Annotated in this window: 21 protein-coding genes; 8 read left to right on the forward strand and 13 right to left on the reverse strand. The window is 36.4% G+C overall.

Annotated elements, in window-relative coordinates; translation table 11 throughout:
- Positions 1-103: 103 nt before the first annotated feature.
- Positions 104-376 carry a hypothetical protein gene (locus tag SFA27_RS00675; RefSeq protein ID WP_047377223.1) on the forward strand — a complete coding sequence of 91 codons (273 nt, stop codon included), beginning with the start codon at positions 104-106 and terminating at the stop codon, positions 374-376.
- Positions 377-512: 136 nt separating this feature from the next.
- Positions 513-701: a bacteriocin-like protein gene (locus SFA27_RS00680; protein WP_407295465.1), complete on the forward strand. Its 189-nt coding sequence runs from the start codon at positions 513-515 to the stop codon at positions 699-701.
- Positions 702-745: 44 nt separating this feature from the next.
- On the opposite strand, the gene SFA27_RS00685 is transcribed toward SFA27_RS00680, so the two are convergent.
- Positions 746-1,696 (reverse strand): isopenicillin N synthase family oxygenase, encoded by a 951-nt coding sequence (locus SFA27_RS00685; protein WP_047377224.1) that lies wholly within the window; start codon positions 1,694-1,696, stop codon positions 746-748.
- An 84-nt stretch (positions 1,697-1,780) separates the two neighbouring features.
- Between SFA27_RS00685 and menD the strand changes: the two genes are divergently transcribed.
- Positions 1,781-3,451: a 2-succinyl-5-enolpyruvyl-6-hydroxy-3-cyclohexene-1-carboxylic-acid synthase gene (menD, locus tag SFA27_RS00690; RefSeq protein WP_407295469.1), complete on the forward strand. Its 1,671-nt coding sequence runs from the start codon at positions 1,781-1,783 to the stop codon at positions 3,449-3,451.
- 2 nt (positions 3,452-3,453) lie between these two features.
- Here menD and SFA27_RS00695 read toward each other — a convergent pair whose 3' ends face one another.
- Positions 3,454-4,080 carry an aminotransferase class IV gene (locus tag SFA27_RS00695; RefSeq protein ID WP_047377226.1) on the reverse strand — a complete coding sequence of 209 codons (627 nt, stop codon included), beginning with the start codon at positions 4,078-4,080 and terminating at the stop codon, positions 3,454-3,456.
- Positions 4,064-5,041, reverse strand: coding sequence for an aminodeoxychorismate synthase component I (locus tag SFA27_RS00700; protein ID WP_407295471.1), 978 nt, complete (start codon positions 5,039-5,041; stop codon positions 4,064-4,066). The genes SFA27_RS00695 and SFA27_RS00700 overlap by 17 nt, the downstream gene beginning before the upstream one ends.
- 47 nt (positions 5,042-5,088) lie before the next feature.
- Here SFA27_RS00700 and SFA27_RS00705 point away from each other — a divergent pair, with 47 nt between their 5' ends.
- The 4 genes from SFA27_RS00705 to SFA27_RS00720 all read left to right on the forward strand — a co-directional run bounded on the left by SFA27_RS00705 (position 5,089) and on the right by SFA27_RS00720 (position 7,949).
- The gene (locus SFA27_RS00705; RefSeq protein ID WP_407295474.1) at positions 5,089-5,811 is read left to right on the forward strand and encodes a hypothetical protein; all 723 of its coding nucleotides are present in this window, start codon (positions 5,089-5,091) and stop codon (positions 5,809-5,811) included.
- 72 nt (positions 5,812-5,883) lie between these two features.
- Positions 5,884-6,612 carry a beta-carotene 15,15'-monooxygenase gene (locus SFA27_RS00710; RefSeq protein ID WP_047377229.1) on the forward strand — a complete coding sequence of 243 codons (729 nt, stop codon included), beginning with the start codon at positions 5,884-5,886 and terminating at the stop codon, positions 6,610-6,612.
- A gap of 10 nt (positions 6,613-6,622) precedes the next feature.
- Positions 6,623-7,702: an AI-2E family transporter gene (locus tag SFA27_RS00715; protein WP_047377230.1), complete on the forward strand. Its 1,080-nt coding sequence runs from the start codon at positions 6,623-6,625 to the stop codon at positions 7,700-7,702.
- Positions 7,703-7,712: 10 nt separating this feature from the next.
- Positions 7,713-7,949, forward strand: coding sequence for a DUF3820 family protein (locus SFA27_RS00720; protein ID WP_407295476.1), 237 nt, complete (start codon positions 7,713-7,715; stop codon positions 7,947-7,949).
- Positions 7,950-8,028: 79 nt separating this feature from the next.
- On the opposite strand, the gene uvrB is transcribed toward SFA27_RS00720, so the two are convergent.
- From uvrB to SFA27_RS00735, 3 genes are all read right to left on the reverse strand, one after another.
- Entirely contained in the window at positions 8,029-10,020 is a 1,992-nt protein-coding gene (gene uvrB / locus SFA27_RS00725) for an excinuclease ABC subunit UvrB (RefSeq protein ID WP_047377232.1), read from the reverse strand.
- 146 nt (positions 10,021-10,166) lie between these two features.
- Positions 10,167-11,936 carry a M56 family metallopeptidase gene (locus tag SFA27_RS00730; protein ID WP_407295479.1) on the reverse strand — a complete coding sequence of 590 codons (1,770 nt, stop codon included), beginning with the start codon at positions 11,934-11,936 and terminating at the stop codon, positions 10,167-10,169.
- A 2-nt stretch (positions 11,937-11,938) separates the two neighbouring features.
- Entirely contained in the window at positions 11,939-12,310 is a 372-nt protein-coding gene (locus tag SFA27_RS00735) for a BlaI/MecI/CopY family transcriptional regulator (protein WP_407295482.1), read from the reverse strand.
- A gap of 105 nt (positions 12,311-12,415) precedes the next feature.
- On the opposite strand from SFA27_RS00735, the gene SFA27_RS00740 reads away from it, so the two are divergent.
- The gene (locus tag SFA27_RS00740; RefSeq protein WP_047377235.1) at positions 12,416-13,633 is read left to right on the forward strand and encodes a PQQ-dependent sugar dehydrogenase; all 1,218 of its coding nucleotides are present in this window, start codon (positions 12,416-12,418) and stop codon (positions 13,631-13,633) included.
- Positions 13,634-13,769: 136 nt separating this feature from the next.
- On the opposite strand, the gene SFA27_RS00745 is transcribed toward SFA27_RS00740, so the two are convergent.
- The 7 genes from SFA27_RS00745 to SFA27_RS00775 all read right to left on the reverse strand — a co-directional run bounded on the left by SFA27_RS00745 (position 13,770) and on the right by SFA27_RS00775 (position 22,787).
- Positions 13,770-16,205: a TonB-dependent receptor plug domain-containing protein gene (locus SFA27_RS00745; protein WP_407295485.1), complete on the reverse strand. Its 2,436-nt coding sequence runs from the start codon at positions 16,203-16,205 to the stop codon at positions 13,770-13,772.
- Positions 16,206-16,367: 162 nt separating this feature from the next.
- The gene (locus SFA27_RS00750; RefSeq protein ID WP_407295487.1) at positions 16,368-17,525 is read right to left on the reverse strand and encodes a pyridoxal phosphate-dependent aminotransferase; all 1,158 of its coding nucleotides are present in this window, start codon (positions 17,523-17,525) and stop codon (positions 16,368-16,370) included.
- A gap of 2 nt (positions 17,526-17,527) precedes the next feature.
- Entirely contained in the window at positions 17,528-18,604 is a 1,077-nt protein-coding gene (locus tag SFA27_RS00755) for an FAD-dependent monooxygenase (protein WP_264519322.1), read from the reverse strand.
- A 323-nt stretch (positions 18,605-18,927) separates the two neighbouring features.
- Positions 18,928-20,304, reverse strand: coding sequence for a tryptophanase (locus tag SFA27_RS00760; protein WP_047377239.1), 1,377 nt, complete (start codon positions 20,302-20,304; stop codon positions 18,928-18,930).
- A gap of 94 nt (positions 20,305-20,398) precedes the next feature.
- Positions 20,399-21,016: a DUF502 domain-containing protein gene (locus SFA27_RS00765; RefSeq protein ID WP_047377240.1), complete on the reverse strand. Its 618-nt coding sequence runs from the start codon at positions 21,014-21,016 to the stop codon at positions 20,399-20,401.
- A 29-nt stretch (positions 21,017-21,045) separates the two neighbouring features.
- On the reverse strand, positions 21,046-21,624 hold the full coding sequence (locus tag SFA27_RS00770; protein ID WP_047377241.1) for a tRNA-(ms[2]io[6]A)-hydroxylase: 579 nt from the start codon (positions 21,622-21,624) through the stop codon (positions 21,046-21,048).
- A 74-nt stretch (positions 21,625-21,698) separates the two neighbouring features.
- Entirely contained in the window at positions 21,699-22,787 is a 1,089-nt protein-coding gene (locus SFA27_RS00775) for an acyltransferase family protein (protein WP_407295490.1), read from the reverse strand.
- Positions 22,788-22,838 lie beyond the last annotated feature (51 nt).

The following is a 22,838-nucleotide window of genomic DNA, read 5'->3' on the forward strand; positions in this document are numbered from 1 at the left end:
CTTAATTTGATTTAAATGTTTGATTATTAATGAAATAAATATTATTTTTAAGTAAGCGTTATCCGAAAAGCTTATAGAGTAGGAAATACCAAAAATCATAACTATGAAAAATCTAAAAAGACTGTCAAGAGATGACAAAAGAAGTATTGTTGCTGGAGTAGACTTCCCGGCATTTTGTTTTGAGGGTGGAGGACCTGGTGAAGGAGGCTGTTCTGCTGGAGAAATCTGCTCAGGTGGGAAATGTGTACCTTATGGTGGAAATCCGGGAGGTGGAGGAAACCCTGGAGGTGGCGGTGATTCTTATACCTGTATCTGTCCGTGGGGAATTTTTACACAACCAACTCCGTGTCCGGAATTTTATTGTATAACAGGATAAAATCTATTTGTATTCATTAATTGGCTATCATAATAGTTATTAATTAAAAATTATTTATTTTATTCCGTAAATATTGCTAATTTAGGCAAGCGTTATCCGAAAAGCTTACAGAGTAGGAAAAATTAAAACTATAACTATGAAAAATTTAAAGAAAATTGAGAGAAATGAATTGAAAAGTATTTCAGGAGGGAATAACAAATGTTATGACCTTAGAGATTCTCCTGATGACCCTTGCCAAGAACTTAATGATCAAAATAATGGTTGTTACAGAATGAATAGTTGTACAATGTTATGTACACGCGTTTCCTGTTTAATCGAAATGTAATATAATAAAAACGGCTGCCTCTAATTCAAGGCAGCCGTTTCTTTTTATTTTTTAATCAATCCCAGCTCGATCAATCTTTCATGCAGGAATTCTCCGGCAGTTGTATCTTCGTAGAGTTTTGGATTGTTTTCGTCTACACAATTTTCAAGTGCATTTAAAGACATTGCACTGATAGGATGCATAAAGAAAGGAATTGAATATCTTGAAGTACTCCACATTTCTCTTGGTGGGTTTACCACTCTGTGGATGGTAGATTTCAATTTGTTGTTGGTATGTCTTGAAAGCATATCTCCAACATTGATCATCAACTCATCCGGCTCTGCGATAGCATCAATCCATTCTCCGTTGTGATTCTGAACCTGAAGACCTTTACCCTGTGCTCCCATTAAAAGAGTAATAAGGTTGATATCCCCATGAGCAGCAGCTCTTACAGCATCATCCGGTTCTTCAATGATTGGCGGATAGTGAATAGGTCTTAAAATAGAATTTCCTTCTGCGATCTTGTCATCAAAATAAAATTCATTTAACCCAAGGTGTAATGCTAAAGCTCTTAGAACATACTGTCCTGTTTTCTCAAGCATCTGGAATGCCTCTTTACCTACTTCGTTAAATTTTGGAAGTTCGTCAACGATTACATTGTCTGGATACTCAGTTTTGTATTTTGAATCATCAGACAAATATTGCCCGAAATGCCAAAATTCTTTTAAGTCTCCTTTTTTGAAACCTTTTGCAGTTTCTTTACCGAATCCTACATAACCTCTCTGGCCGCCAATACCTGGAATCTCATACTTCTGTTTCGTTTCCACTGGCTGTTCAAAAAAGTTTTTAACCTCTCCATACAAATCATCCACTAGGTTGTCATCAAGAAAGTGGCCTTTTAAGGCTACAAAACCAATTTCTTCATAAGCTTTTCCGATTTCATTTACAAATTTCTGTTTGCGTTCCGGGTTGTCCGAAAGGAAATCACGCAGGTCTACACTAGGTATTTTATCCATTTTTAGAAATTTACGAATAGCAAAATTACATTTTTTTTAAATTAAATGATTTTAAAATCATTATTTATAAGTTAAATTTGCTGTATGAAAAAATATTCTTCTAAGAGAAGTATCCAAATACTTGCACATCTTCTTCAACAGTACGGAATTGCTGATATCGTAATTTCTCCGGGGTCAAGAAATGCTCCTTTGGCCATTCATTTTTCGGAGGTAGATAGTTTTAACTGTTTCAGTATTGTAGACGAAAGAAGTGCTGCTTTTGTAGCAATGGGAATGGCAAAAAGCGAAAAAAAGCCGGTAGCAATTACCTGTACCAGCGGATCTGCAGTTGTGAACTATTATCCTGCCGTTACTGAAGCTTTTTATCAGAATATTCCATTATTAGTGCTTACTGCCGATAGACCGACTGATTTTGTTGATCTGTTTGATGGGCAGACGATAAGACAGAAGGATGTTTTTCATCAGCATTCCTATGGTGACTTCCAGCTTTTGGAAGACAGTAAGGAACATGCAGAAGATATTAATTTCGATACCATTAAAAAAGCCATCGAACTTTGCTTTGAAAAGCAGGGACCGGTGCATATTAATATTCCTTTAGAAGAGCCTTTGTATGAGCTTGTTTCGGAACTTCCTACTTTTCCTACCGTAGAAAAAACAATCAAGCACAAAGAATATGAAATTCCTTCAAATCTGATTGCAGAATGGCATACCTCACAAAGAATTATGCTTTTGGTGGGAACAAGGGACTACAGTCCCGAATTGGAAAATCAATTGACACAACTGGTAAAAAATCATTCTGTTATTGTTTTAAGTGAAGCCAATTCAAACCTGCATCACGAGAAGTTTTTCAAACATATAGACCGTTATATTTTTAATTTTACAGAAGAAGACTATAAAACATATGCTCCTGACCTATTGATTACAGTAGGGCAGAATGTCGTTTCCAAGAAAGTAAAACAGTTCCTGAGAAGTGCCCGCCCAAAGCAGCACTGGCATCTGGATGAAGTATGGCAGCCGGATACTTATTTTTCACTGACAGAAAAAATTGAAGTTAAGCCTGAGGTTTTCTTTTCAAAATTGTTGAAATTTATCAATCTGGAGCCTAGGCCTTATTTTAACCTTTGGGACGTTTTAAGAGATAAAAAAGATGCTAAACATGAGCAGTTTTTAAATACGATTGATTTCTCAGACTTTTATTTCTTCAATAAAGCTTCACAGACGATTCCTGAAAATTATAATATTCATTTCAGCAACTCCTCCGGGATCAGATATGCACAGCTGTTTGATTTTGGAAAGCGAAAAATATACTGTAACAGAGGAACTAGTGGTATTGACGGGTCTACTTCTACTGCAATGGGATTTGCTATTAAAAATGAAAACCCTACTTTGCTGATCACGGGAGATTTAAGCTTCTTTTACGATATTAATGGACTTTGGAATCAATATATTCCGCCGTTTGTAAGAATTATGATCTTCAATAATGGTGAAGGAAATATCTTTAAAATCATTCCGGGGCCTGGAAATGCCAACCCGAATACATTAGACGAATTTATTGCCACAAAACACCGTAAGAATGCCGAATCTCTTGCCAAGCACTTTGGCTTCTCCTATATAAGAGTAGAGGATGAAATTACGCTTGACAGAGTTCTTGAGAACTTCTTCAAACCTGATGCACAGCCAAAAATCCTGGAAGTAAATACTCACGGGAAGAATAGTGCAGATGTACTGAAGTCGTACTTTGAATTTATGAAATAATCCTAAAGATCAAGATATTCTTCATTCCCCGGCAGATTGATAATTCTGTCGATAGGATAGATAAACATATCATCAAAATCATTCAATGCATTAATGATCTGGAAATGGGTGAATTGCTTTATATTTTGTAAAGTGATCTCCGCTTCTTTTATCTTTTTATGCTTTAAAAGATGCTGTCTTTGTACCCCGTTTAATAGATAAGTGGCAGGAGTAAACCAATCTTTCCCTTTTAAAAATAAAAGATTGGAAAAAGAAGTATCGGTGATATGATTATTTTTAACGATGATGATTTCTTCTGCTTTGGATTTCATCTTCATTTTATCCAACTCTTTACGGTCTTCAAACTTGAATGAATAATCAAAACTGTTGTTTTCTACCAGCTTGAAATTCTGAATCTCAGGAATGGCATAAGGAATCATCTGTGTCCTGATTCTTTTGTCGAGATCATAAGATATTCTTAGTTTGAAAAGACCATCCTCATCATGCTGCAGATTTTTATAGATCTTGGCCAGATCAATGGAGTCTTCTTTCCCGAAATGGGAAAATGTTTGATTGACACGCTTCTGGTGTAGATCCAATAGAAAAATCTCCTGATCTTCTACTTTAATGCTTTCAATGAATTGGGACATAGATTTTATTTTTCATTTCCTGATATTCGTCTTCTAACTTACTCATGTGCGTTATACCGCCTCCGCTTTTAAAATAAAGCTGGTTTCCTTCTTTTTCTATAAAACGGATCATTACACAGCTATCAACATTTTGGCCGTCAAACCAGCCGCAAACGCCCGTGTAATATCCTCTTTCATAACCTTCTGCATCCAGAATTATTTCCAGTGTTTTAGGCTTGGGAGCTCCTAAAATAGAGCCTGCAGGAAGAAGTTTCTGCATAATACTTCCTACTTTTCCATCAAATTCAGGTTTTATTATTCCTGAAATTTCGGAACTCATTGCATACAGATCCTTTTGCTGGGTTTTGATGAAATCAATATGCTGAAACTGGTCCACTTTTACCTCATCAGCCACCATGCTCAGATCATTCCGGAGCAGATCTACTACGGTATAATGTTCTGCTTTTTCCTTTTTATCATTCTTCAGTATTTCCGCAGCATTTTCAATAGAAGCATCAATAGTGCCTTTCATGGGATAGGTGAGAATTTTACCGTTAATGATCTTCACAAAAGTTTCAGGAGAAAAAAATACAAAAAAATCTTTATAAAAAACTTTATACTTTGCATTTGAATGATAAAAAATTTCTTCTAAGGTTAAATTTGTCTCTATCTTCGTTTTTCTAGTATAGTTTACTAAATAAGAGTTTCCCAAACGAATATTTTTCTGAACTTTATCAAATCCGATTTTAAAGCTTTCCAACGTTTCCGGAAATGATTTCCAGATTACTTTTTTATCTAACGCGTGTGTTTCTTTTCTGTTTGAAAACTCTTGAAAATCAATAATTAAACCTGATTTTTCAATCTCATGTTCCTGGTATATTTCGACACTCTCCGAGAGAAAGTCGATTACGAAAAAATAGGGAACCTTCTGAAGAGAAAGCTCATCCATTTCCATAAATTTTTGATGATTCACTGAAAACATTCTGCAAAAATAATTATTGATGTTTACTTTTGCATAAATTTTTTATGATGCAGAACAAATATCCTCAGAAACCGGGACTAGATTTTATATTGAAGCAGGCTTTTTTTTATTGGAATAAAACACTGGTTTTTCAGTTGATGTTTTCCATCATCTTTTTTGGAATACTGCTTACGGCTGTTATGCTTTTTGGGGCAAAATATGATGTTTTCTCTTACAATAAAGAATTGGAGGAAGCCTTTTTGCAAGGCACTAAGGTGTATCTGAAAAAAATGGAAGAGATAACGGTTACCGAAAATTATCAGATGTTTACACTGGCCATCTGGGGAACTACAGCGTTTTTGTATCCATTGAATCTGGGGATGTTCCAGATCTTCAGAAAAATTGATCTTAAAGAAAATATTGTGATCGGGGATCTGTTTGCAGGGTACAATGGGCTCAACTTTTTTAAATATCTAGGATATTTTCTTTTCTGGTTCTTTATTTACCGGTTTACAATTCCTACCGTTGTATTGGCTATAATTTGGGTTGCAGTAACAATATTTGTGGCTCCATTGATGTTTTTTACGAATAAAAGGATATTCGAGGCCATTTCTCTGAACTTTAAAGCTCTTAAAATGTACTTCGTGGAAATAATGGTCTGTGTAATCGTTGCTTTTCTATTTAAGTATTTAGGTTTTGTTCTGTTTTTGATAGGTGGACTTTTCACATTTCCTTTTTGGAATGCAATGATTTATTCGCTTTATAAAACCGTTTTTTCAGAGAAAAGTTAAAATTCATTCGTGTTTAATATGATTTTTTACTAAAAAAAACTAAATTTGGTAAAATCATTAAATATTTAAACTATGTCTGAATTTAACGAATTTGATCAGCAGGGCTCTGTACCTAACAGAGATACGGGATCGATTATTTCTCATGCCTTTGAAATGTATAAAGGTGTTTTCGGTTACGGAATCGTAGCAATGATTATTTATCTGGTTGGAGGGTCTGTTATTCAGATGCTTACCGGATTTGATTCTGCTTCCATTGTAGAAGATATGAAATCTTCAGGAGGTGACTTTAATTATTGGAGCGCTCCGGGACTTCCTTTATATATGGGAGCTTCCAGTCTTTTCGGACTTTTATTATCTCCTTTGTATGTAGGATTGATCTACATGGTGAATAAATATAATACGAAAAGTCCTATTGAGTTTTCTGATCTATTCATTGGATACCGACAGAATTTTGTGAATATATTGATTTATAGCCTTCTGTCTGGAATTATTTCATCAGTTGCTCTTGCATTATGTGTACTGCCTATTATTTTTGTATATCCTTTCCTTTTATTAGGGTACCCTATTCTGTTATTTGAAAATGCTTCAGCTACTGAGGCTTTAGGGAAATCTTTCAATATTGCTAAAGAAAACTACGGAATTTTCTTATTAACCGGATTTTTAGGATTCCTGATCTCTATTGCGGGGGTTATTCTTTGCGGAATTGGAGTGATCTTAACCGCTCCGTTTATTATGATTGTAATGTACTCTACTTATTGTGCTTTCTTAGGAAAACCAAGACAAATCATGTACAGTAAATAAATAAAAATGCATGATGAATAAGGACAAACAAATAAGCAATGTTGCGATAAAGCAGATGTCTTTGCTGGCCATTATTGTGGTATTAGCGGGTCTGATTTGTTTTAATCTGGCATTGTTTATTCCTTCAGTTTTGGGGGCCATCACCATTTATGTGGTCTGCAGAAAATATAACTTTTATCTGCAGGAAGAAAAAAAATGGAGACCTTCACTTGCCGCATTTGCATTAATGTTTGCGAGCCTTATTGTCCTTATTCTTCCTATCTATTTTATTGCCGATCTGATTATTGATAAACTGGGGAATGCACAGGCTTATATGGCCAAGTTCAATATTTTCCTGGATAAAATACATTCTTACATATTTTCTAAAACAGGATTTGATATTCTGAGCAAAGAAAACATGGCGAAACTGAAAGATAATGTAGGAAAATTTTCTACTTCTGCAGTCAGTGGAACGTTCAATACCCTTACCGTAGTGATGTCCATGTATTTTATTCTCTATTTTATGCTGGAAAAGCCAAGGCTCTTCGAAAAGATCCTTACTTCTTCTGCACCACTTAAGAGAGCTAACATTTCTTTAATCGGCGATAAAATGAGAAAACTGATTATGGCCAATGCTATCGGGATTCCAGTTGTAGCAGTAGGACAGGGGATCGTAGCTCTTATAGGATATCTTATTTTTGGGGCACCGGGCGCTGTATTACTTTTTGCATTAACGGCTGCGGCTTCAGTGATTCCCGTTGTAGGAACTGCTATTGTGTATGTTCCGGTGTGTATCTTTATGATTGCTGAAGGAAATACAGTACAGGGGGTCGGCTTAGCGATCTATTGTGTTGTTGTGGTAGGTCTTACTGATAATCTTCTTCGTTTTACCCTTTTAAAGAAACTGGAAAACATCCATCCTTTGAATACGGTATTTGGGATTATCATGGGAATGAATCTTTTTGGCTTCATGGGGCTTATTTTCGGGCCTATTCTGATCTCACTGACGCTTCTTCTGGTTCAGGTGTACAGGAATGAATTTTCGGATGAATATGCTCCTCCGGATCTAGAACTGCCCGGACAGGATGATATTAAAGAAAAATTAATTTAATTATATAAAAGTGGAAGGACTCAATCCCGAAATATTAAAAGAAATCTGTGTCATGAAAATGCCGTTCGGTAAGTACGAAGGAACGGTTCTGATTGATCTTCCCATCAGCTACCTGGAATGGTTCAACAAAAACGGAATGCCAAAGGGAAAACTGGGAATGCAGCTTTCAACAGTTTACGAAATCAAATTAAATGGTCTGATGGATCTTTTGACTCCCATCAGGGCAGCAGTAAGAAACGGATTGTAAAAATTAAAATATTTCAATCTAAGAATAAAGTTTCGGCGGCATCAAAGATGCCGCCGAAACTTTTTATAAATCAGTTTTATTAAGCTTTCAATGCCGCAATTTCATCTCTCAGCTTGGCCGCTTTTATAAAGTCAAGATTTTTCGCAGCAGCTTCCATTTCTTTCTGCTTCTGGGTGATCATTTTCTCTATATCTTCACTTGCATAGGTTGCTTTTGTCTCAGCAACTTTCTGAAGGATTTCCTTTTGGGTATATTTTTCATCAGGGAAGTCTTTGCTTCTTCCGACAAGATTTTCCGAAATCTTTTTATTTAATGCTTTTGGCTTCAGGCCATGATCCTCATTGTACTGCATTTGTTTGGCACGGCGGTATTCAGTTTCATCCAGGGTAGCCTGCATAGATTTTGTGATTTTATCGGCATACATGATGGCTTTTCCATTCACATTCCTTGCGGCACGTCCCACGGTTTGAATCATTGATCTTCTGCTTCTCAGCATTCCTTCTTTATCAGCATCCAGAATAGCAACCAACGAAACCTCCGGTAAATCTAATCCTTCTCGTAATAAATTAACTCCGATAAGCACATCAAAAAGCCCTAGACGAAGGTCCTGCATAATCTGAATACGTTCCAGCGTTTCAACATCAGAGTGAATATATCTTGTTCTGATTCCGAATTTGGTAAAGTATTTCGTAAGCTCTTCCGCCATTTTCTTCGTTAAAGTGGTTACCAATACTCTCTCATCAGCATCAGATCTTTTATGGATTTCCTCCATCAAATCATCAATCTGATTGATGGTAGGTCTTACCTCAATAATCGGGTCAAGAAGTCCTGTTGGACGGATGATCTGCTCTATATAAGCTCCTCCGGTTCTCTCAAGTTCATAATCTGCAGGAGTCGCAGACACATAGATTACCTGATTCTGTATAGCTTCAAATTCTTCAAATTTTAAAGGTCTGTTGTCCATCGCAGCCGGAAGTCTGAAACCATATTCCACCAATGCCTCTTTTCTGCTTCGGTCACCACCATACATGGCATGAACCTGTGGAACCGTTACATGGCTTTCATCAATAACCATTAAAAAGTCTTTAGGGAAATAATCAATCAAGCAGAAAGGTCTTGTTCCCGGAAGGCGGCCGTCAAGATATCTCGAATAGTTCTCAATTCCTGAACAATAACCTAGTTCTTTAATCATTTCAAGATCCAGTTCGGTTCTTTCCTGAAGTCGTTTTGCTTCTAATGGTTTTCCAATAGAGCTAAAGAAATCAACCTGTTTTACCATATCATCCTGAATGTCTTTAATAGCACCGTTTAAGGTCTCCTTTGATGTTACAAAAAGATTGGCAGGGTAAATTTGTATCTGATCAAAATTATCCTCTACATTCCCAGTAACAGGGTCAAAGCTTTGGATCTTTTCAATTTCATCCCCAAAAAACTGAATTCTGATAGCATTATCAGTATAAGCAGGGAAAACATCAATTACATCTCCTTTTACACGGAATGTTCCTCTTTGAAATTCATTTAATGTTCTGGCATATAATGCATTAACTAGTGAATGAAGAAGTGCTGTTCTTGTCACTTTCTCACCAATAGCAATGGAAATTAAAGATTTATGAAATTCTGTAGGATTTCCAATACCATAGATACAGGAAACAGATGCCACAATCAAAACATCCCTTCTTCCTGAAAGCAGGCTGGCGGTTGCAGAAAGACGTAGTTTTTCAACTTCTTCATTGATGCTCAGGTCTTTTTCAATATAAGTTCCTGTTGTGGCAATATAGGCCTCAGGCTGGTAGTAATCATAGTAACTGACAAAGTATTCCACAGCATTTTCCGGGAAAAACTCTTTAAACTCCATAAAGAGCTGCGCCGCAAGAGTCTTATTGTGTGCCAGAACTAAAGTGGGACGCTGAACATTTTTTACAACATTAGCAACCGTAAAGGTTTTTCCGGAGCCGGTAACCCCGAGAAGGGTTTGATATTTCTCACCGATCTCTATACCTTCAGTAAGTTTTTCAATAGCTTGGGGCTGATCTCCGGTAGGTTTATATTCTGATTGAAGCTTAAAATCCATAGAAAAGAATGTATACAACAAAAATACGAAAGAAATTATTAGACAGGATAATGTTTTGAAGATGAATATTTTGATAATAAAATTTTAACAGTCTAAACAAGAATAATTGAAATAATAAAAGCGCTATTTTTTAGCGCTTTTCATTATTAAGGTTTGGTAAAAGTCATTGTTGCGGGGATTTTCAGTACCGAAGCGATGGCTTTCCCATCTTTCGTGGCGGGTTTCCAGACTGTTTCGTTGCTTATGGCGGTCATTGTTTTAAGGAACTCCTTATTGAACACATCATTGTCACCGGAGGCAGTCACGTTGGTTGTTTTCCCTGTTTCATCTATATGAACATAGGCCATTGCTTTTATTGTTCCGTTCATTGGGTTCAGAGTACTTACATCCATGGTTTTGCCTATTTTTGTTCTGAGGTCTTTCATCCCGTTTGGATATTCAGCACTCACAAAGGTTTTGTCTTCCTGTAAGTTTGTGTTTTTACCTTCGCTGTTAATTGTATTATTTTCTCGTGGAGTGATGGTATCCTGAGTTTTTTTCAGCTCTGATCTTTTAAAGCCCATCATCATTGAGGATTTTCCCTCTTCTTTAGTTTTTGCAAAGTAAGGATGAGTCATTAAGCTAACCTGATATAGCTGAGGATTTTTTGCTGTTCTTGCATTCGGATAGACTTTACTGATATAGACATTTGAAAAATCTGTTTTTTTATAGTTTTTTAAGTCACTATTTTCAATTTTTTTTGCATCAATCCAGATTGCGTAATCATTTTTATTTAAAAATGCTTTCAGCTCATTCTCTGTTGGAATTCTTTTTTTCAATTCAGGCAGAGCAAAGAATGTAATCTTCTGTTCATTTTTCTGGCTTTCATTAAGTAAAGGATAGAGTTCTCCCAACCTCTTTTTATCACTTTCAGTAACCTTTTTTGCAAACTCTGCATATTTCCCATGATTCAGCAGATCAGCATACTTAGCCAGTATATCTTTAAATTCCTGGTAGGAATCCTGACCATTAGTCTGAACAGAGGCTTCTGTTATTTTTTCAGACATTTGAACACTCGCTGGATTACCTGCATAAGTTCTTTCAGAAAGGAATGCTGCTGCTGCAATCAATATTGTGATTCCAGCTGTTTTCTTTAACAGAATGAATTTCGATTTTTTTGTTTTCATCATAATAAATCTTTTTTTGGTGTTATTAAAATTAAATGAATGAGTAAGAGGAGGATTTTGGCGGCTAAGAATTTCTTCAAGAATAAGGTTTTGGTATTCTTTAATACTATAATTCTTTTTCAGAACCGCTTCATCTGCTAAAAATTCATGATTTGTGATTACTGCTTTTTTGTATAAGAATAAAACAGGATTGAACCATGTAAAAATCTTTAAAATATTGAGAATTACTAAATCTACACTGTGTTTCTGATCAATATGAGCCTTTTCATGCAGGAATATCCTTTGGTCAATTCTATTATTTTCCATGTAGTTTTTCCCCATATATATTGTATTCCAGAAACTGAAAGGAGAAAGGCTTTCATCCGTTAATACGATATTGTAATGTTCATAAGCTTTTTTTTCTCCCCGGATTCTTCTCACAGATAAAAGAGCAAAAAGACTTTTTATGAGCAGAAAAAGTGTGATTATAGTATATGCGGCCCATATCATATTCATCCAGTTAAAGCTTTCCTGTTCCGGCTGAATAAAAACCATTTGCTGAGCCGTTTCTTCAATTATCATTTGTGGTTTGGTCTCCGCTTCAGGTCTTTGTATGGTAATGTTGATAAATGGAATGATATAAGAAAGCAATATGGCACTTAGTAAATACCATCTGTTGAATCTGTACATTCTTTCTTTTTCCAGGAAGAGATAATAAACGGCAATGAAAATAGAAGAGCACAGGATTATTTTCAGAATAATGGCTGCCATATCTATTCTTTTATATGTTCATCTATGATATCGCGGAGTTCTTTCAGCTGCTTTTGACTGAGCTTGGTATTCGATGTAAAAAAGGAGGCAAACTGTGTTACCGAGCTGTTGAAAAAACGATCAATCATGGAAGACATTTCTTCCTTGAAATATTCCCCTTTTTCTATTTTTGGATAGTATTCACGGGAATTTCCATACACTTGATACCCTACCAGGTCCTTGTTCTGCATTCTTTTAAGCAAGGTGGCAATAGTAGTTGCAGCAGGTTTAGGATCAGGGTAAGCTTCCAGAATATCCTTCATGAAAATCTTTTTCTTCTCCCAAAGAATTTCCATGAGAATTTTTTCAGAATCTGTTAATTTAATCTCTTTCATTCTACAATGTTATAATTTGCTCTACAAATGTAGAATAAAAAATGAAACACACAAACTTTATGGCATTATTTTTCCATTCATTGTACAATCACCAATTCTAATGTTATGAAAATCAATCAATTTTATATCCCTGTCCTGAGCCTTTTTCTTATTTTATCATCGTGTAAAGAAAATCATGCGAATGCTCAGAAGACGGGAAATGATGGAAGTGTAGAGACAGAGAAGCCTAATTCTGACTACCAACCGGCATTTAAAGGGCAGACAAGAATCAAGGCAGTAAAAAGTACAACGGCCTATAATGTAGAGATACTGAATAAAGATTTGGGAAGACCCTGGGGGATTATCAATTTACCTGACGGAAAATTTCTGATCACAGACAAGAATGGCCACATGAATGTTGTTTCATCAGATGGAAAGCAGGTTTCAAAAATAGAAGGTTTTCCAAAAGTGGATTCAAAAGGTCAGGGTGGAATGCTTGATGTAGCTCTTGATCCTGATTTTAAAGCTAATAATATTATTTATTTCAGTTTTTCAGAACCGTTTGGAAAAGGAAATTTAACTTCCGTGGCAAAAGGGAAGCTGTCCGCAGATCTCAAAAATATTTCAGAAGTGAAAGTTATTTTCCGTGCAGAACCTTCTTACGACGGAGATAAACACTATGGAAGCCGTCTTGCTTTTGATAAAGATGGGAATTTATTTGTCAGTACAGGAGAAAGATCAGATAAGGTAACCCGTGTATATGCTCAGAAAACGGATAATTATCTTGGAAAGATTCTAAAAATCACAAAAGACGGAAAACCGGCTCCGGGAAATCCTTTTATCGGAAAGTCTGGATATAAGCCTGAAATCTATGCTTATGGTGTCCGAAATCCTCAAGGAATGGCCATTGATCCTAATGGTAATTTATGGGATGTGGAGATGGGGCCGAGAGGCGGAGATGAAATTAATCTGATCCAGCCTGGAAAAAATTATGGATGGGGTGATGTGACATATGGAATTGAATATTCTGGAGACAAAGTAGGAGAGGGAATCACCCAAAGAGAAGGAACTGAACAGCCTGTTTACTACTGGGATCCTGTGATTTCACCAAGCGGAATTACTTTTTATACAGGAAATATCGAGGAATGGAAAGGAAACCTGATTATCGGATGTTTAAGTGGTGAGCATATTGACAGAATTGTAATGAAAGATAATAAAGTGGTAGGTGAAGAACGTCTTCTTGCAGATCAGAAAGAACGCTTCCGTGATGTGCTGAACGGAATGGACGGAAATCTTTATGCGGTAACCGACAGTGGTAAGCTTTATAAAATTTCAAAAAAATAGAAAAAACTGTATCAAAATGTCATTCTGAACGAAATGAAATGTAGTGAAGAATCTTATGTTATTGGTTTATAAATGAGATTCTTCCTTCGTCAGAATGACAAAGGTGAAACCTTTGATACAGTTTCTTTTTATTCTCTTAAAACTTAAAGTTAAGTCTGGCAAAAGCCTGTCTTCCGGCAAATCCCATCTGTACAGGATCAAAAATACCTCCGGATTCTGTATTCCCGCTGGTTACCTGAGTGGTTTGCAGCGTAGGATATCTGTTGAATAAGTTTTTACTACCCAGTGTCAGATTCAGATTCTTGCAAAACTCGTAGCCGAAAGAAATATCGGTAGTTACTTTTGGATTGTAGATCTGTTCTGTGCCATCATACCCAATCAGTGTTGCTTTGTCAAACCTTACCAACTGCAGGTTCGCATTGAATTTGTTGATCTTATAATTGAGGTTTAAATTGACTTTTGTTTTTGGAGCAGAAGCAAGGATAAAAGCCTTTTCTCTCTTACTCAGATAAATATCTTCTTTCCCTGCCAGCTGTTCTGAAGTATTTACTTTTGTGATTTCCATATCATTATAGTTTCCGGCTAAGGTAACAGTCAGTTTCCCGGAACCAAGGTTTTCAGTATAACTTAAAATAAGATCTACTCCTTTTGTTTTGGTGTCTATAGCATTGGAGAAAAATTGTACCTGGTCAATAAATGGATTGTCTGCCTGAACATCTGCCGGCAGGTCTGCCTGTGCGAAATATCCGGTAAGAACAATCCTGTTTTTTACCTGAATATAATATCCATCCACTGTTGCTGTGAATTTTCCTGTATTGAACGTAAATCCGGCACTTCCATTCACCGATGTTTCCTGTTTCAATTGAGGAATCCCAAGGCTGCCTGCAATTTTGCTGTCGTTAGAAGCAAGCTGAATAGTAACCAATTGACCGCCCTGAAAGTTGGTAAACTGCTGGCTGTAGTATTTCTGAGCCAGAGAAGGTGCTCTGAACCCTGTGGAAACGGAACCACGGAAGGCAAACTGCGGAGTGATTGCATATCTTGTCGCGAATTTTCCATTTAAAGTACTTCCGAAATCATTATAATTTTCAAATCTTCCGGCAACACTTACCATCCAGTTTTTTGTAACATCAAGCTCAGTATCTACATATGCTGCAAAGTTATTTCTGCTTTTGCCAATATCTGTAGAATATCCCGGAAATCCCTGAGAACCACCTGGTCTTACATTCCCACTTAAAGGGTTGGTGACCAGTAAGTTTTGGGGAGTGCTGGCAGTCACAAGATTGCCGTTTACATCATACATGGCATAAGAAGCTTCTTCTCCTTTGATGATATCGAATTTTTCATACCTGAATTCCGATCCGAAAGCGATATTAAGTCCTTCCAGTACTTTGAACTGTTTCACCGCATTAAAACCGGTTGTATTCTGTAATAACGAATGTCCTCCGGCATTAAAGCTTGTAGGCGATTTGACCCCCAAAGTGGCATTAATTGTATTGTCAATCTGATAGGTAAATCTGTTGTTGCCAAAAGCATTATAAAAATCTACGTCCCATCCTGCAACCTTGAATTTCAGGCCGTTGTCAAACGTGAAATCTGTAATGCTTGTATTTTCAATAGGATTAAATCCTGTAGGGTAAACTTCAGGAATATTTCCGTCTGCATCTGCTGATCTGGTCCAGGCGTAGGCTTTGGTGTTTCTGTGGGAAAAGCCCTGACGGGAATAGAATTTCAGACCATCAGATAGAGGAAGCTCAATATTCCCGAAAAAGTAAATGTTCTGAGCTTTTGCATCCCCGAAACGCTGTCTTGGTGCCAGCGGATCATTGTAAATATCAGGATTTGCATTTCGTATCGCATAATCTTTGTTGATAAATTCTACCGTAAAGTTTCCAAAACCTCCTTTTGAACCTATTTTAGTTCCTAAATTTCCACTGAAATCAAAGGTTGTTCCGTCCACTTTATGATCAGAAACCACATCATTATTTCCGGGACTTTTGAAAAGATTCATTCCATAAAAAGCATTTCCTTCAAAACCTTTATCGCGGTCATTAAGAATGACATTGATTACCCCCGCGATAGCATCAGAGCCATATTGAGCTGAAGCGCCGTCACGAAGGACCTCCACTCTTTTTATGGCACCAATGGGAATGGTATTCATGTCGTATCCCGTATTCCCTCTTCCTTTGGTTCCGAAAAGGTTGATCAGTGAAGATTGGTGATATCTTTTTCCATTTAACAAAAGGAGGGTCTGATCAGGCCCTAAACCTCTTAAAGTGGCAGGATCTACTGCATCAGCACCGTCAGACCCTGATTGTTTGTTGGAATTGAAAGAAGGTGCAGAAAACTGTAAAAGCTGGTTGATTTCTACTTGCCCTGTTGACTGACTTACCTGCTTGATGTCAATGATATCAATTGGAACAGGCGTATTTACTACTGTTCTTTTTTTATTCCGGCTTCCGGTGATGGCTACTTCGTCTATCTTAGATTCTTTCAAGGTGTCCTTTATTTGCTGGGCATAGGATAGCGTGGAAACTCCAAGAAAAATAACGCTGATGTATTTTATTTTCATATAGATAATTTTGGGTGGTGATTTAATCAAAATTATCAATATTTATTTTTAAATCAATAGTAAAGTTAAATATTTAGTATGAATTTCTTAATTTAATATTGATTTGCATTAAATTCGGTAAAATAATAACTTAATATCTAAATTTAATGAAAAATTTTAATGTTAAAAGCTGGTAATGATTCTGTTAATTCCTTCTTCTAAAATTTCCTGTGATGTGGAGAAGCAAATTCTGATATGTCCTTCCGCTCCTTTTCCGAACCATCTTTCTGACCCCGGAACGATGGCAACCTTTCCCTGTTTTAAGACGTGTTGGGCAAATTGATCGCTGGACATTCCGTTTTCAATCTTTGGAAACAGGACAAAAGTAGCTTCAGGCAGATTAGGGTTTACAACTTCTGAACGGCTTAATAGTTCAAAAGCAAGATTCCTGTTGCTCTGTAAATGTGCTAAAAAATCTTTATACCAGGGCTTTGCTTTCTCCAGAGCTACACTTCCGGCAATCTGTGACAAAGTAGAAACACCTTCTATTGTTGAATTGAAATTGGATTTCTCAGTAAAATCTTCAAGGATATCCTGATCATTACACAATACTGCCCCGATTCTCAATCCTGCTATTCCAAATGACTTTGAAAACCCATAAACGGTAAAGCTTTTTCTCTTTGCTTTCTCAGAAACGGAAGAATAGGTATGAAAATCTTTGTTGTCATAAATAATATCACTCCAGATTTCATCGCTCATCACCCAAAGATCGTGAGCTGAAGCAATCTCTGCTATTTTTATTAATACTTCTTTAGAATATACCTTTCCCAGGGGATTATGCGGATTGCAGATGCTTATAAGTTTGGTTTTGGGATTAATTAAAGAAACCAGTTTTTCAAAATCAATGTCTCCTGTTATAGTATTTACAGGGCAAAGCATCACTTTTCCTCCTGCTGTTTCTACTGATTTTTTGAAAAGAAAATCTACAGGATCCAGAATAATGGTTTCATCTCCCGGATTCAGAACATAAGAAGCAATCAGGAACATTCCCTGAGCAGCGCTGTTGACTGCCAAAACATTTTCAGGAGAAAAAGTTCCGTGTTTCTCCTTATTGAAATGATCTGCAACACTTTTTTTGAATTCAGGAAGACCGGAAAACGGCCCATAGCTTAGATAGCCGTCTTTAAGGTATTCGATGATTCCCTGTTCTATTTCATGGGCTGTCCTGAAATCAGGATCTGCTGCCGTAAGAGGAATGATTCCTTCTTCCAGGGTTGCCCATCTTCCGTTATAGGCTTTTCTTTTCAGGGCTTCAAAATTGATATCGTTATTGCTGAACATATTTATTTATAAGATATGGGTAAAATGTTTTCTGTTTGTTGGCTGAGTGGAAGCAGGAACTGGTTGAGTAATATTCTTCCGTTGTTGATATGAATTTCAATTTCAGGTTTTCTGTCTGCTTCATACTTGCTGAATGCTTCTGCTTTATTTTTTTCTTCAACTAAGTACTTCGTTAATGTAAAAGAATCTTTCAGTGCAGAAGTTACTCCCTGGCTCGTAAAAGGAATCAGCGGATGGGCTGCATCTCCTATGAATACAATATTATCCTTATAAAACGGATTCAGTTTTTCCAACTCATACACACGCCATAAATGTACGTTTTTATAGTCTGATTTCTGTATAATTGATGGGACTAAAGGATGCCAGTTTTGAAAAACTTCAAGCATGTATTTCCTTAGGTTCTCTGCTGAACACTCATTGATCGTGTATTTCTCATTATCAAATTGTGAATACCAAAGAATAGTATCAGTGGAAAGTTTAAGAATTCCAAATGTCAGGCCTCCCTCTTCATGATGGAATTTTATAAAGTCATTTTCAATAGAATCTGCAATTTCTTTATCCTGAATGATATTAACTACTTCACTTTCTCTTGCCAGATTTATGGTTTCATCTTTAAAAAGGTAATTTCTGATACGGCTTTTAGAACCATCGGAGATAACAGCAATGTCTGAGTCAATATCCGTTCCGTCCAAAAGTTTCAGTTTTCCATTCTGTCTGTCATCGGGAATTATGGTTTGTTCGTAGGTTATTTTTTCAGGAGAAATATTTTGAGTCAGAAGATCAATTAATGAATGTCTCGAAATTGCGAAAACATTGTTCAACTCCTTTTCTGCCAGCATTTTCCCCGTATGGGAGTACTGTATATATTTTTTTAGAAAATTTCCATGCCGAAGAAGAAGATCGGAATCAAGGATCTGATAAAGGTATTCCATCCCTTCTTCTGGAATGAGAAAGCCATGTCCTGCCAGATCTTTCTTTTTTCTCCTTTCGTAAATGTGATAATCAATCTTATGTTTTTCTAAGTAATTCGCCATGGTTAAGCCAGAGATACCGGCACCCACGACAGTAATTTTCTTCATTTTCGGAATAAAGTATTTTTCAGGTTGGTTTTTTGAGTATTTTTTTAATCTTCTTTAGATAAATACAAAATTAAAATTAAAAACCTTCACTATTTCAAAAAATGAGTCAATTTGATTTTTGTTTTATAAAAGATAAAAAGAAAATGATGGTAGATAATTTATAATAAATAAATATGATTAATTTATGGTTATTTATAAAAGATATTTATCGTAATAATGAAATGGTTTAAAGATTGTTAAGTGGAAATGGACTGAAGGATATATAAAGAATAAGATTGTTTATGTAACGCATAAAAAAACCGGAAAAAATTCCGGTTTTATGATTAAGCTTTTTCAAGCTGAACAGTAAAGTGTCTTAAGATTTCCGGTTCCCAGGTGATCTTGTATCCTTTTGCTATTTCTTCACGTCTTTCATAAACGTTCTTGATAGCAGCAGCAATATAATCCATATGGTTATTGGTGTAAGTTCTTCTAGGAATTGCCAGACGTACCAATTCTAATTTCGGATAACGGTTTTCCCTTGTAGCAGGATCTCTGTCTGCCAATAATGTCCCGATTTCTACGGTTCTGATACCTGCTTCCTTATAAATTTCAAGGCCTAATGTCTGTGCCGGATATTCTTCACGGGAAACATTCGGAAGGAAGTTTAAAGAGTCGATGAATACAGCATGTCCTCCGATAGGTTTCTGAACAGGGATTCCGTATTCGATCAGTTTATTCCCCAGATATTCAACCTGAGAGATTCTGCTTTCAAGATAAGCAAACTCAGTCGCTTCATCAAGACCTACTGCCAATGCAGCCATATCTCTTCCGGCCATTCCTCCATAGGTAATAAATCCTTCATAGATAATGGTAAAGTTAGATGCTTTTCTGAAAACCTCTTCATTATTCAGAGCAATGAATCCACCGATGTTTACTAAGCCGTCTTTTTTGGAACTCATCGTCATTCCATCTCCGTAAGAGAAAATTTCCTTACAGATTTCTTTGATGCTTCTGTTTTCCTGTCCTGCTTCTCTTTTTTTGATGAAGTAAGCATTCTCTGCAAATCTCGCTGAATCAAAGAATACAGGAATTCCATATTGGTCAGAAAGTGCTTTTACAGCCTTCATATTTTCTAAAGATACAGGCTGCCCTCCTGAAGAGTTACATGTAATGGTAATTAAGCAGAAAGGAATGTTTTCTTTAGGGTGGCTTTTATAAACTTCTTCCAGCTTTTCAAGGTTGATATTTCCCTTGAAAGGGTGAAGATCATTAATGTCAAAAGCTTCATCTATTGTACAGTCGATAGCATGTGCCTTTCTGATTTCGATATGTCCTTTTGTAGTGTCAAAATGAGAGTTCCCCGGAACTACATCACCTTCCTTTACCAATACTGAGAAAAGAACGTTTTCAGCAGCTCTTCCCTGGTGTGTAGGTAATAAATATTTGAATCCTGTAATTTTTTCAACAGTTTTCTGTAATTGTTCAAAAGAGCGGGATCCTGCATAGCTTTCATCTCCGGTCATCAAAGCAGACCATTGTTTATCAGACATTGCTCCGGTTCCTGAATCGGTAAGCAGGTCAATATAAACATGTGAAGATCTTAAATTGAAAAGGTTATAATTAGCTTCTTTAAGCCATTGCTCTCTTTCTTCTCTGGTGGATTGATAGATTTCTTCCACCATTTTAATGCGGAAAGGTTCCGCGTACGGTAAATTCATGAGTTAAATTATGTTTTAAATTGTTTGTAAAGAAAATGTGCTTGAAAATAATTTTTCAAAATTCATCAATGTATAGATAAGCCGGAAAGAGTGATTATTCCGGAGCCTTAAATATATTTTCATCAGAATGGAATCCGGCTACACCGCCGCTCACTGCAAACTTCATTGCAGAAGCTGCTGTCATTCCCACTACAGGTTTGATGTTTTTTTCTTCAGTAACAATTACCCAGCCCGAGATGGCGTACGAGTGGGGAAGATATACCGCAACGTAATTATGCTTGTCAACGTCCGACATTTCTTTTTGAGTTAAAAAACCAATTCTCCAGATTTCCGGATTTTCATTCGTTTTTACCCATACAGGATCGTTGAATTTTTTCTTGTCACCTACGAATGAAGACATTACGTCTTTTGTAGGAGTGTAGATATGTTTTACTCCCGGAGTTTTCTCCAGCAAGCTGTCCATCGTATCGAAAAAGAATCTTCCGACTACGAATTTATTTCCTAGGTACCCTAAAATAGCAGTAAACAGAATGATGGATACGAATACAAGCCCCGGGATCTGCTTGGCCAGCGAAGGAACAAGATTGTCAATTGCACTTACAATATACCAGATTACAAAAATAGTAAGCCCGATAGGACCAATGATAACCAATCCCTGGAAAAAGTTTTTCAGGAATAAATTGGCAATATTTTCAAAGCTTGGCTTCTTCAATGTGTATTCTTTACTGTTTCTATTTTAATTTAACCGTGAATAGTTTCTTTGTTTCCATAAGATTTTATGATACTGGCTTCATATTCCAGCCATTCTTCCCAACGTTTGTTTACTTTCTCCGGATCTCCAAGCTGTCTTGCAAATCCAATGAATGTAGTATAATGATTAGCTTCAGAAATCATCAATTCTTTATAGAAAACTTTAAGTTCTTCGTCTTTGATGTTTTCGGTAAGAACCTTGAATCTTTCGCAGCTTCTGGCTTCAATCATAGCGGCAAAAAGCATTTTGTCTACGATGAGGTTCTCTCTTGTTCCCTGAACGATAAATTTCGCCAGTTCATTCACATAATCATCTTTTCTTGCTCTTCCAAAGGTATATCCTCTTTTTTTAATGATCTCATGGACCTGATTGAAATGATCCAGTTCTTCCTGTGCAATGGCAAGAAGTTCTGTCACAATCTCAGGATATTCCGGAAGCATTGTTATCAGGCCTATGGCATTGGTAGCTGCTTTTTGCTCACACCAGGCATGATCTGTTAAAATTTCTCCGATGTTTCCTTCTGCAATATTTGCCCACCTTGGATCGGTGGGTAGTTTCAACTTAAACATGTTGTAAAATTTTTGTAAATTTAAACAAATTGAGATAAGAAATGTGACTTTATTTCAATTTGATCGCTAAAGTCTTAAGATGCGGTCTTTCTTCTTAAGAATTCCAGAATCTTCCAGCCTGATGCATCCACTTTTTTCAATCCTGCAGAAATAATGAAGGCTAAAATGATATTAATGCCATAAATAATGATCATTAATATCCACCACGGCATATTTTCTTTTAACGGGACAACCAGGAAATAGACCAAAGAAGAACTGATTCCCTGGGCAAAGTAGAAGAAAATAGCATTCTTTCCGATGTGGGTGATAAAGTTTTCTTTTGTAATCTTTAATCGGTTATAAAGAACAAATAGAGTTACCAGAGAGAATAGCGCCCAGATGATATAAGGGATTTTAGGCGGAAATTTGTTTTTATTGATTTTATAGAAAATTTCTCCTCCATAGTACCAGAACATCCATACAAGAGCAACTCCCACAAGTGCATACAAGACAGGGATTGCTTTGGCCGGAATCTTTTTCCCACGCATTTTGTTTCCAATTAAAAAAACAGCAAGATAAAAAGCTACATATCCCACCTGTCCGGTTGGATAATATTCCGGGAAGATGTTAAATAATAAGGTTAAACCTATACAAAGCCCGATAAACCAATTGATATGTTTCGGGAAGAACCTTAAGATAAGGACACCAAAAACAGTTAGTACATAATAAACTTTAAGATACCAGAAGCTTCCCATCACCACAGGAAAAGTGTCAGCATTGGTATATTGGTGAAGATACCAGTTGCCCAGATTTTCCCATTGAGGAGTTGCTGAAATGCTGGTGGTAGAATATTTTGATCCAAATGTGGAATAAAAACTTTGGAGCCATTCCATAGAAAAGAAACTCAGTCCGAAAATTTTAAAGAAATAATCTAAAAAGAACAGGAAAGTCACAAATATCATATATGTAATCTGCAGTTTTAGCAGGCGGTACAACGTTTTTTCAATATTGGTTCCGGAAGTAATCCCACTTAGGGCATAAAAAAGGGCAACGTCAAAAACGAGTGAGAAGACTCTTATTTCTGCAGGAATATAAAACTGGCCAGACCAGAAAGCAGTATGGATAAATATGATAGAAAGTGTAGCCAGCCCTTTGGCGAAATCAATATAGAGATCTCTGTTCATTATAGATTGCTTGGAGGTTCTTTTTGTTATTTTTTCAAAAATACAAACAAA

It is taken from the genome of Chryseobacterium sp. HR92, assembly GCF_045689405.1.
In the GTDB taxonomy this organism is placed as follows: Bacteria; Bacteroidota; Bacteroidia; order Flavobacteriales; family Weeksellaceae; genus Chryseobacterium; species Chryseobacterium viscerum_A.